Source organism: Thermosipho sp. 1074 (assembly GCF_001999655.1).
GTDB classification, from domain to species: domain Bacteria; phylum Thermotogota; class Thermotogae; order Thermotogales; family Fervidobacteriaceae; genus Thermosipho; species Thermosipho affectus.
The window spans coordinates 22,662-34,510 of the sequence record NZ_LBEX01000001.1; the positions used below are offsets into that span (position 1 = coordinate 22,662).

10 protein-coding genes are annotated in these 11,849 nt (G+C 30.6%); all 10 read right to left on the reverse strand.

Going from position 1 to position 11,849, the window contains the following annotated elements; genetic code table 11:
• Nucleotides 1-1,725, reverse strand: coding sequence for an adenine deaminase (gene ade, locus XO08_RS00095; protein WP_075665060.1), 1,725 nt, complete (start codon nucleotides 1,723-1,725; stop codon nucleotides 1-3).
• Nucleotides 1,726-1,956: 231 nt separating this feature from the next.
• Complete coding sequence (locus tag XO08_RS00100; RefSeq protein WP_075665061.1) at nucleotides 1,957-3,096, reverse strand: ABC transporter ATP-binding protein; 1,140 nt, start codon at nucleotides 3,094-3,096, stop codon at nucleotides 1,957-1,959.
• Complete coding sequence (locus XO08_RS00105; protein WP_077286914.1) at nucleotides 3,093-4,109, reverse strand: ABC transporter ATP-binding protein; 1,017 nt, start codon at nucleotides 4,107-4,109, stop codon at nucleotides 3,093-3,095. Before XO08_RS00105 ends, XO08_RS00100 begins: the two co-directional genes overlap by 4 nt.
• Nucleotides 4,110-4,122: 13 nt before the next feature.
• Nucleotides 4,123-5,037, reverse strand: a complete 915-nt coding sequence (locus XO08_RS00110) for an ABC transporter permease (protein WP_075665063.1) — start codon at nucleotides 5,035-5,037, stop codon at nucleotides 4,123-4,125.
• Nucleotides 5,038-5,051: 14 nt separating this feature from the next.
• Nucleotides 5,052-6,089, reverse strand: a complete 1,038-nt coding sequence (locus tag XO08_RS00115; RefSeq protein ID WP_075665064.1) for an ABC transporter permease — start codon at nucleotides 6,087-6,089, stop codon at nucleotides 5,052-5,054.
• 121 nt (nucleotides 6,090-6,210) lie between these two features.
• Nucleotides 6,211-7,863 (reverse strand): excinuclease ABC subunit UvrC, encoded by a 1,653-nt coding sequence (uvrC, locus tag XO08_RS00120; protein WP_075665065.1) that lies wholly within the window; start codon nucleotides 7,861-7,863, stop codon nucleotides 6,211-6,213.
• A 62-nt stretch (nucleotides 7,864-7,925) separates the two neighbouring features.
• Nucleotides 7,926-8,366 carry a hypothetical protein gene (locus XO08_RS00125; RefSeq protein WP_075665066.1) on the reverse strand — a complete coding sequence of 147 codons (441 nt, stop codon included), beginning with the start codon at nucleotides 8,364-8,366 and terminating at the stop codon, nucleotides 7,926-7,928.
• Nucleotides 8,366-8,734 carry a glycine cleavage system protein GcvH gene (gcvH, locus tag XO08_RS00130; RefSeq protein WP_075665067.1) on the reverse strand — a complete coding sequence of 123 codons (369 nt, stop codon included), beginning with the start codon at nucleotides 8,732-8,734 and terminating at the stop codon, nucleotides 8,366-8,368. Before gcvH ends, XO08_RS00125 begins: the two co-directional genes overlap by 1 nt.
• A gap of 113 nt (nucleotides 8,735-8,847) precedes the next feature.
• Nucleotides 8,848-10,791 carry a ferrous iron transport protein B gene (gene feoB, locus XO08_RS00135; protein ID WP_075665068.1) on the reverse strand — a complete coding sequence of 648 codons (1,944 nt, stop codon included), beginning with the start codon at nucleotides 10,789-10,791 and terminating at the stop codon, nucleotides 8,848-8,850.
• 1 nt (nucleotide 10,792) lies between these two features.
• Nucleotides 10,793-11,221 (reverse strand): FeoA family protein, encoded by a 429-nt coding sequence (locus tag XO08_RS00140; protein ID WP_075665069.1) that lies wholly within the window; start codon nucleotides 11,219-11,221, stop codon nucleotides 10,793-10,795.
• Nucleotides 11,222-11,849: the final 628 nt, after the last annotated feature.

Genomic DNA, 11,849 nt, shown 5'->3' on the forward strand with positions numbered 1-11,849 from the left:
TTACACCTCCACAAATAAATCCACAATTTTTTGCTTTTCAACATCAATTAATCCTTTGTCAGTTATCTTTAATTTTGGAATTACAGCTAATTGTAAGAAATGAATATTCATTAAAACATCTTTTCTTGGCCCCAGAGATTCGATTGCAGTTTTTATTTGTTTTAAATTGTTAATTACATATGTATAATCTCTATCCGACATAAGACCGGCGATAGGTAATGATAATTCGGAAATTACTTTACCGCCTTTTACAACAACTATTCCCCCATTAATTTCTTGAATTCGTCTTATTGCTTTATTCATATCATTATCATTTTCGCCAACAACTGCTAAATTATGTGAATCATGACCAATTGTAGTTGCAATAGCTCCTTTCTTTATTCCCGTACCTTTAACAAAACCTATTGTATATCCCGAGGCTTTGTGCCTATCAAAGACAACCATTTTTACAATATCATTTTCAACATCTGAAATTATCTCATTTTTAGATACCTTAGGCGAAATAATTATTTCCTCAGTAAAAAGAGAATAGTCTTTAATAGAAATTACCCTAATCTTTTTATTTTGATTTTTGATTTTTAAATTATAGTCTTTTCTTATGTTTATAACTCCTAAAGTTTCTGGTACATCCTTAAAAATACTTTCAATTGTTAAATTTAGTTTATTGTTCTTCACCACAAATCTTGAATCTTTTATTACAAATTTAATGTTAAAACTTTCTAAATCATCAATCAAAACAATATCAGCTTTGTACCCAGGTGAAATAGCACCCATACTTCTTAGATTAAAATATTTTGCGGTATTAATTGTCGCCATTCTTATTGCTATAACTGGTGGAATACCGTTATCAATCGATTCTTTGACAATCTGATTAATATGTCCTCTTTTATTAATATCCTCTGGATCCCTATCATCTGTACAAAATGAAAAAAAGAAGTGGTTCATCAAATCAACGGCGGGTAAAAGAGATTTTAAATTTCTTGCTGCGGTACCTTCTCTAATAAAAATATGCATTCCTTTTGAGAGTTTTTCTAACGCTTCATTGACAGTTTCGCATTCGTGATCGGATCTAACAAATGCATCAATATAAGCGTTAAGATTTTTTCCAGATAATCCAGGAGCATGACCATCAATTCTTTTGTATTTATGACGCAAAATTTCAATTTTAGTAATTAATTCTCTATTACAATTAATTACCCCTGGATAGTTCATAACTTCACCTAATGCAATAATTCGAAATGGATACTTTTCAATTAAACTAACCATATCTTCTGGCCCAAGTATTGCTCCTGAAGTTTCCAAAGAAGTTGCAGGGACAGCTGAAGGAATTGCAAAATATACATTTAATGGAATTCCTTCAGTAGCCTTAATCATATAATTAATCCCCTCAACTCCTAAAACATTTGCAATTTCATGTGGATCAGCAATTACAGTTGTTGTTCCATTTAGTAAAACCATTTTTGCAAATTCAATTGGTGAAAGCATAGAACTTTCAATATGTACATGAGCATCAATCAAGCCTGGAATTGCATATAATCCATTTGCATCAAATATTTTTTTTGCATCTGTATATTCAAATCCAATACCTGCTATTCTCTTTTTGTATAATGCAATATTTGTATTTTCAATTTTTCCAGTATACACATTAACTAAATTTACGTTTTTTATTAATAAGTCAGGAACTTTTTTTCCAAGTGCTACTGGAACCATTTCACAAATTTTCATTTTATCCCCCCTTTTTTTGCATTATATACGAAAAGTTAAATAAAAAGAAAATTATGATATTTAAAGTTTTTTTTATCATAATCGTTTTAAACTTTATTTAATTGTTTTTTTTTCTTTTTTTTGGATGATATGAAATATTGTTGAACAAACATATCATATCTAACAAATGTATACTCACATAACAAAAAAAGCTGGCCAAAATGGCCAGCTTTCGTTATAGATAAATCTTTATTATAATGAACCCGGGAAATGACATGCCACAAAATGCCCCGGACTAATCTCTCTTAATTCAGGTTCTTCTTTGGAGCATATATCTTTTGCAACGGGACATCTTGGATGAAATCTGCACCCCTTTGGTGGGTTTACTGGACTTGGAACATCTCCTTTCAGTATAATTCTATTCTTTTTATATTCAGGATCAGGCACAGGTATTGCACTCATAAGGGCTTTTGTGTAAGGGTGCATTGGACTGTCAAATAATTCTTTTTTAGAAGCGTTCTCAACTATTTTACCAAGATACATAACAACTACTCTATCAGAAATATACTTCACAACAGAAAGGTCATGTGAAATAAAAATATATGTAAGGTTATGTTTTTTCTGCAAATCTATCATTAAATTAATTACCTGTGACCTAATTGAAACATCTAAAGCGGCTACTGCTTCGTCGGCTACTATTAACTTTGGATTCATTAATAAGGCCCTTGCTATTCCAATCCTTTGCCTTTGCCCACCCGAAAATTGGTGTGGAAACCTGTACATATGCTCACCATGAATTCCCACTTCTTCTAGTGCATTTCTAACTTTTTCTATGACTTCTGACTTTTTAATTACTCCATGTAATACAGGGCCTTCTGATACAATTGTCTTCACTCTAATTCTTGGATTTAAAGAACTATACGGATCTTGAAATACTATTTGCATAGTTCTTCTAAATTCTGACCTTTTCTCGGAAAGATTTGAAAGAAGTTTATTATAAAATCCATTCTCTCCTAATTCTTTATAAAGTTCATAATACTTTTTATCTATACCGTTCAATTCTCGTGAGTCAATATTTTTAAATTTATCCACATAAGTTGTTTTTAGATACTTTTTTGCGCGAAATCTTGGCATAAAATAATACGTTGTATCTTCACCATCAACAATTATTCTTCCAGAAGTTGGCTCGTATAATCGCAATAACGTCATCCCTGCAGTAGTCTTTCCACATCCAGACTCACCAACTAATCCTACTGTCTCACCTTCATAGACATCAAAAGTTATATCATCGACTGCTTTAACCCATGCAACAACTCTTTTGAAAACTCCTGCTCTAATTGGAAAGTATTTTACAAGATTTTCTATTCTAAGTAATACCTTTTTTTCGCTCATGCACTTTCACCAGCCTTTTTTAGTTTCTGTGCTTCTTCAATTTTATGATAATAAAAACATCTTGAATAATGATCTTCCCCAACCTTTTGTAATGGAGGAATTTCTTTTCTACATCTTTCATCTGAAAATTCACATCTTGTATTAAACCTACATCCCGGTGAAAAATGTAACGGATCAGGTACAATACCTGGAATATTGTACAATCTATCCTGATCAATATCCAATCTTGGTATAGAATTTAACAATCCCCACGTGTACGGATGTCTCATTTTCTTAAAAACTTCCTTTACATCAGCTGTTTCCATAACCATACCACCATACATAACCACAACTCTATCCGCATTTTCTGCTATTACCCCTACATCATGTGTAATAAATATAATTGCCATACCATATTCTTTTTGTAGTTGTTTCATTAAATCTAGAATTTGAGCCTGTATAGTTACATCTAAAGCAGTAGTAGGCTCATCTGCGATTAACAATTTCGGTCTACACGACAGAGCCATTGCAATCATTGCACGTTGCCTCATACCACCCGAAAGTTCATGTGGATATTCATCAATCCTTTTTTCTGGTTCAGGAATTCCAACTTTCCTAAGCATGTCAATTGCCATTTCTCTTGCTTCTTTTTTATTAACATCTTGATGAAGTAAAATTGCTTCCATAATTTGTTCGCCAATTGTGAAAACCGGATTTAAAGCCACCATTGGTTCCTGAAAAATCATCGCAATATCATTTCCTCTTATTTTTCTCATTTCATCATCAGAAAGTTCCAAAAGATTTTTACCTTCAAAAATAATTTCACTACCTTCTAAAATCTCTCCGTTTGGATCAAGTAATCTTAATATTGAAAGAGATGTAACACTTTTTCCACTACCCGATTCACCAACAATTCCAAGCGTTTCACCAGGATACACTTCAAAATCCACACCATCAACAGCCTTTACAATCCCATCTTCTGTATGAAAATATGTTTTAAGATTTTTTACTTGCAATAATGGTTTCTTTTCCAACTTTACCACTCCTTTATTTCAATTTCGGATCAAATACATCTCTAAGGGCATCACCCACCAAATTCCACGCAAGCACAAACAATACCATTGCCATACCTGGATAAAAAATAGTATACCAATACGCAAAAGCCTGTCCACTAGAACCTAAAATATAATTTCTTGTATAATTTAACATCGAACCCCAATCAGCATAACCAATAGGTGCACCTAATCCTAAAAATGACAAGGCAGCAGCAGTAATAACAAGTGACCCAAGTCTCATTGTTGCCTGAACTAACACAGGAAAAATTGTATTCGGTAGTACATGTCTTAAAATAATAACATAATCTTTTATACCAAGTGCTTTAGCAGCAAGTACAAATTGTTCCTCTTTAACCTGTAAAATGTTAGCTCTAATAAGCCTTGCAACAGCCATCCAACCAAAAACAGTCATAGCTATCATCACCTTATCAAGTCCACTCCCCAAAATAGTGGTTAATACCATGGCAGCAAGTAGAAACGGAATTGAAAGAAAAACATCAGTAATTCTCATTAAAACTTCATCAATCCATCCACCAAAATACCCTGCAATTGAACCTATTATTAAACCTATTATTGTAGACAAAATAACTACGGTTAAACCAATTTTAAATGCTGTTCTAGTTCCCCAAACAACACCGTAATAAATATCTCTTCCCGCAATCATTCCAAATGGATGATCCTTACTTGGTTGTACTGGATCAGAGCTCCATGAAAGAATTGGCATAATATATGGGTCCTCTAATTTAGAAGGATTTCCATTTTCATCTGGAAACATTGGATTCACAGGTGGTGCAAGAAATGGTGCAAAGATTGCCACAAATGTAAAAAAAAGTAATAATGAGAAGCCTAATACTGCAGATGGATTTCTAAATAATTTTCTTAAAGTTCTTTTAAATTCTGTATTCACTCAAAAACACCTCCTTAACCGAGTCTAATCCTTGGATCAAGAATAGCATATAGTATATCAATTATAAGATTACCAATAACAAGCAACGTAGAATAAAAGAGTGTACTCCCCAATATTGCTGCATAATCAAGTTGTGTTGCAGCCTGTGCAGTAAATCTCCCCATACCAATTCTATTGAATATAACCTCAACAATAACTGTACCGGCTAACAAACCAATAACCATAGCACCTGCAACTGTTACCACAGGAATCATTGCATTTTTCTTGGCATGTTTATGAATAACATCCTTTTCTGGAACACCTTTGGCTCTTGCAGTCCTAACATACTCTTTCCCCAATACTTCCAACATGCTTGACCTTGTTATTCTTAAAAGATATGCCCACCACAACCATGAAATTGTCAAAATGGGACCTATTAAATGTCTAAGCGCATCCCAAAAAATGTCTAATCTACCATTTAAAAGAGCATCAATTGTCAATATTTTAGTAAATCTATGAAATTCTCCTGATTTAACCACTTGTTCTGCCCATCCACTTAAAGTACCAGGTGGAAACCATCCTAATACTGAATAAAATATCATTAACACAATTAATCCAAACACAAAATCTGGTAATGACCACCCTATTATTGCGAAAATCCTAATAAAATGATCTATAAATTTATCTCTGTTAACAGCAGCAGTAACTCCTAACCAAATACCTACAACTACTACTGGTATAAATGCGTAAATAGCAAGTTCAATAGTATAAGGTATTCTGTCTTTAATGGCTTTTGCAACTGGTTCCTTTGCTGTAACCGACCAACCAAGATCTCCTTTTAAAACACCACTGATCCATTTAAAATACCTCGTCCACATTGGATCATTCAATCCATACTGTTCAATCAATTTGTCCAGTTCTTCATTTGACAACTTATCGAACATATTAGGATTTACATATGCTGACAACATTTTCTCTGGACCTAAAATTTCGGTAAAACTAAAAATAACCAATGTTACACCAAAAATAATCAATGGTAACAACAAAAGCCTCCGAATAATATACGCCGTCAACTGTAACACCTCCTATATGCATTTAATGTTATTCTCACTTTAATTATATCAGTAGTAAAAAATGTTTCAAGTCTGAATAAATCTTAATATTAATGCAAAACTTTTAATTTTGTTTATATAATCACAATTCTTCCTTAATCCGCATTGCTAATTTTTTACCAACAATTTTTTCTAATTCATATAATGGTGCATTTTTAATATTTTCCAACGTTTTAAACTTCATGAGCAATTGCTTTTTTCTTTTTGAACCTATGCCAGATATATCATCTAATTTACTTACTTTATAACTTTTTAATTTTAAATGTCCACTAAATGTATTAGCAACTCTGTGGGTTTCATCCCTTATAAAAATTAATGTCCTTAACACATCATCTGTATGCTCAAGCTTTATAACTCCACCTCTTACCACAATTAGTTCTTCTTCCTTTGCAATACCCACAACATCCACATCTAAACTCATCTTTTCTAGTTCTTGAATTGCAGCATTAACTTGCCCTTTTCCTCCATCAATAAAAAGTAAATCTGGTAATTTATGCTTTGAATATCTTTTTCTAATAAACATTCTAATACTCTCATAATCATCTAATATATTTCCAAGTTTATACCTTCTATACTCTTCTTTTTTTGGATAGCCGTTTTCAAATACCACTAATGATGCCACAGTATATTTTCCATTTCTATGGGAAATATCAGTACCCTCAATTCTTAAAGGAATTTTCTTCAAATTTAGAATCTCTTTCATTTTTAAGAGCACTCTTTTATTAAATTTAATTGTTTTAACATGTTCATTTAAATTTTCTAAGGCAATTTCGTAAATATATATATCCTTTTCATCTTTTGGTAAAGTTATAGGAACTGTAAAATCTAGTTTTATCTTTTGGTTAAAAACTATTTTTTCAGGAAGGTCACTTTTTAATCCATAATAAAATTGAAAAAGAAATTCCTCAAAGGTTAATGCTGACTCATAGAATAGTTTTGATACCAAAATTCCACTTCTTACCTTTAAAATTGTAAACATATTATCCCTGAATGCTATATAATCTACATTTCTATTATCATTTAAAATTACTCCTTGTGATTTCATAAGACTGTCAAATGAAAATAATAAATCTCTATATTTTGCCGCATTTTCAAAATCAAGCATTTTAGAATGATATAACATCTTATTTTCAACAAAATTTCTAACATAATCATAATTACCATTTAACACATTCTCCAACTTTTCTATAATCTTAATATAAAGATTTTTGTTTTCTTTTTCTTTTAAACATGGAGCAATACAAGTTTTTAGATAATAATTTAAACATGGTTTTTTTATTTTTTCTAAGCTTTTCTTACAATTTCTAAAATTTAACACTTTTTGTAAAACTTCCAAAAAAAGTCTCACAAAGCCTATGTTGGTGTATGGTCCAAAATACTTTCCACCTTTTTTTCTATTCCTAGTAATTTCAACATACGGAAATTCATCATCAGAAATTCTTATATATACATATGATTCACTTTCTTTCAACATTACATTATATTTGGGCTTATATTTGTAAATCAAAGTAGCTTCTAATAATAATGATTCCTTTTCATTTTTTACAATTATAGTTTCTAATTTGTCGGATTCTTCAATAATCAATTTACTTTTTTCTTCTTTAAATAAAAAATGCGAACTTAACCTTTTTTTTAAATTTTTTGATTTTCCAATGTAGACATATTCATTGGATTTTTTGAAAATATAGACTCCAGGTTTTTCAGGAATATCTTCAATAACACTTTTTTCTAACATAAAACCACTCCCAATACAAAAATAGTGGGGATTCCCCCACTATTTATCTGAAAAATCATTTTCTATTCTAAATTTCTGTTTTTAATACCAAAAATTAAAGTTACAACATATGACCATCCAATTGAAAATGAAGAAATATAAACAGCATTCTTAACCCACAACGCATCAATAACCAAAAATGCTATTAGTATTATTGAAAATAAAATTCCTTTTCTCATAGCAGAACGAATATTCAAACTTGCCAAATCTTTCATTTCAAACATTGAATAAATAGCTATTACTAAATATGCAATAGGTGATATAGACAAACCCAACTTTGTAAAGAATTCCACAAACCCACCTGTTAGAAAAAACAACAATGAAATTACAAAAAATAACCACGCCATAACTGTAGAAATACCAAAAACTGATTTACCTTGCTGAATAATTCCAAGAGTTAATAATATTCCAAGCAAGATATTAACAATACACATTAAAACAGAGTAAGCAGTAACTCCCAACATTAACTTTCACCCTCATTTTCCAAAAATTCTTTATATTCTTCTTCACTCATCAATTCATCAAATTCTTCTTTGTTCGAAAATTCAATTTTAATAATCCATCCTTTTCCTTCAGCATCTTCATTTATTAACTCTGGTTGAGAATCCAACTCTTCATTAACTTCGACAATTTTCCCACTTACCGGTACATAAATATCTGATGCTGCTTTAACACTTTCAATTGAAAGTAAAATATCCCCTTTTTTTAGTTCGACTCCAACTTCTGGAAGATCAACATAGACTATATCACCAAGCTTTTCTTGAGCATGCTCAGTGATTCCAACATATCCATTTTCATCAACCCATTCATGAGTTTTTGTATATCTTTTCATATAATCCCCTCCCTATTATATATTTAACCAATACTATTCTAACACATAAAATAAGTTATTCAAGGTTCAAAAAAGTAATATTTGGACAAAAAAACGTAAAAAATAAAATCAAGCTAAAAAATAAAGGCTTTTCCAACAAATATAACAATATATGAAAATAAATATGCTAAGCTAAAACTATAAACTACTGAAAAAACAACCCATTTCCAACTACCAGTTTCTGATTTAATAGTAGCAAGTGTTGCAAAACATGGAATATACAACAAAACAAATACAAGAAATGCATATGCACTTAAAGGCGATAAAGATTGAGAAAGTAACATTTTTGCACTTGAGATATCTCCTTGGGCAAATCCATATAACATTGAAATTGTAGAAACAATAACTTCTTTTGCAACCCCACCAAAAAACAAAGCTGTACTTATTTTCCAATCAAATCCCAAGGGTTTCAATATTATTTCTAAACCTTTACCAATATAAGATGCAAAACTTGTATCTATATTTCCATGATTTGGAAAATACGTTAACCCCCATACTGCGATACTTGTAACTAGTATTATAGTCCCAGCTTTTTTCAAAAAATGGCTTCCTTTATTCCAAGTATAAATGAAAATATTTCTAAAAGTAGGTACTCTATATCTTGGTAATTCCATAACTAATGGTACATTTTCTCCTTTGAAGAAGATTTTGTTGATAAAGTAAGCTGAAAAAGCGGTTAAAAGTATACTAATAAGATAAATGCTAAAAAGAACTTCAGATTTATACCCTTTGAAAAAAATTCCAATTATCATTATATACACTGGAAGCCTTGCACTACAACTTATAAAAGGGGATGATAATATGGTACCAATTCTTTCTTTTTCATCTGGTAAACCTCTTGCTGTCATTATTGAAGGAACATTACATCCAAATCCCAATATTAAGGACATAAATGCTCTACCAGATAATTTTAACTTGTACATTAGCCTATCTAAAACAAAAGCAGCTCTAGGTAAATATCCAGATTCTTCCAAAATCCCTAAAGCTAAAAATAAACCAAAAATATTTGGAACAAAAACTAAAATTCCACCAACCCCACCAATTACTCCATCTGCAATTAACGAAATAAATGCGTTGTTACCAAATGATTTTACATATTCGGATAAATTTGAAAAAGCTACATCTAATAAATCAGATAGAGGTTGCATAACTTCAAACGTAAATTTAAACACAAGATAGAAAACAAATATTAATATTGGTATTCCAAAAATCTTGTGAGTCAAAATATGGTCAATTCTGTCATTAATATTTTTCACATAACTTAAATTATTCCCTGAATATGCCTCTTTTATGATATACACCACATGTTCATATCTTGTTTTTGAAATTTCAGATGAAAAATCTTCATCACATTCAATATTTACATGGGATTTTAATTTTTCATAAAAAAATTCATCTTTTTCCAAAAATTTTAACGCTGCATATCGTTTATTTGTAAATACGTTGTCCGGAATCTGTTTTATTACTTTGTTTATATAATTTTCAATTCTACTTCCATAATCAAATAACACTTTTTTTGAGTGTTTGCCATTTGCCACCTCGATTATCTTATCTTTTAATTCATCAATTCCTTCGCCAGTTTTTGCAGAAGTAAAAACCACAGGCACCCCAAAGTGTTTTTCAAGTTCAAATTTATCTATTTTAACTCCTCTATTTCTTATCTCATCAATTGAATTCATTACCAAAATAACACTATTTGTTATTTCCAACAATTCGATTAAAAGATAAAAACTTTGTTCAGGATTTAGTGAATCTGCAATTAAAAGAGATACGTTAGGTGGGGTAAAAAATAAATAATCTCTTGTTACTTTTTCATCAATCGTCTTTGACGTCAAAGAATAGGTCCCAGGTAAATCAATAAAATGAAGGGTATTTCCTTTCCATTCCGTTGCACCTTCAATTTTAGTTACAGTAACCCCAGGCCAATTAGCCACATATTGCCTTGCTCCAACAAGCCTATTAAATATACTAGTTTTTCCAACATTTGGATTTCCAACCAATGCTGCGGAAATTACCATCTTAGCCCCTCCTCAAAATTATTTTTCTTTTCATTCCACTCCCAATAACAACTTTTTTTTCATGAATATATAATTCACCATTTGAAATTTTCAATTTTACTCCAACACTTACCCCTAATTTTTCTACTTTTACCCTAAACATTCTTCCACCACATAATTTTTCGACTATATATTCTCCATCAGAAGCAAATATTAATGGTATAGAATCATTCAATAATTCCACTTCAACTAAGTTTGCTTCGCTATTTCTTAAAGAAATTGTCTTATTAAAAACCCTATACATCCTTGGATCTCCCATCGGTGAAGTACGTACAACTTCAACTACACTCCCCGGTACAATCCCCAACCCTAAAATTCTGTTTCTGATATTTGAATCCATAATTGATAAAATTTTCACTTTAGTGCATTCTGGTACTTGATCCAAAGTCATAAACACACCTCCAATTATTGAAAATAATTCTCAATAAGATTGTATCAAATGTTATGTTTATTGTCAATTAAATTGAGAGACTATTCATCAAAAAAGCAAAAAGAGATAAAATAAAAAATGGAAAACAAAAGACAAAGCAAAGAAGAAAACAGGAATTAGACGAAGTTATAAATTCAACAAAGGATTTTACAAATTTATTTTGCAATATTCTAAAAAGAAAGATAAACCACGAAAATACCCAGAACCCATGATTTGTTTTCTCTTTTTTTACAAGTTCTTTTGAAAGCATTATTACAAAATATAAAGAATAAAATACCCTCTCACACGTCTCTTTGGTATAGCTTCAAAGTATTAAATACTCAAACACGTTTTAGCTTTCATATAAAACATATAAAAAAAGACAACAATTAAGGAAAGCAAAAAATCACGTAAAAATAGAAATACTTGCTGGAATAATCAAAGATAAAACAATAGTATCAAACATAAATGCTTCTTTAGCATATACAGATGAAGGTAAACTCTTAAAACCAATGCTTGAATAATTTTGTGAAAAGTGTAAATATTTTGCAGCAGATAGATATTATCTGCTTTGTTTTATATCTCCTTATTTTTTGAACAGGTTCATTAA

What these genes read in the sequence shown, in the direction of transcription:
- ade (WP_075665060.1), bottom strand. Translation starts at nt 1,725, where the DNA reads ATGAAAATTTGTGAAATGGTTCCAGTAGCACTTGGAAAAAAAGTTCCT.
- XO08_RS00100 (WP_075665061.1), bottom strand. Translation starts at nt 3,096, where the DNA reads ATGAGCGAAAAAAAGGTATTACTTAGAATAGAAAATCTTGTAAAATAC.
- uvrC (WP_075665065.1), bottom strand. Translation starts at nt 7,863, where the DNA reads ATGTTAGAAAAAAGTGTTATTGAAGATATTCCTGAAAAACCTGGAGTC.
- XO08_RS00125 (WP_075665066.1), bottom strand. Translation starts at nt 8,366, where the DNA reads ATGTTGGGAGTTACTGCTTACTCTGTTTTAATGTGTATTGTTAATATC.
- gcvH (WP_075665067.1), bottom strand. Translation starts at nt 8,734, where the DNA reads ATGAAAAGATATACAAAAACTCATGAATGGGTTGATGAAAATGGATAT.
- feoB (WP_075665068.1), bottom strand. Translation starts at nt 10,791, where the DNA reads ATGGTAATTTCCGCAGCATTGGTTGGAAATCCAAATGTTGGAAAAACT.
- XO08_RS00140 (WP_075665069.1), bottom strand. Translation starts at nt 11,221, where the DNA reads ATGACTTTGGATCAAGTACCAGAATGCACTAAAGTGAAAATTTTATCA.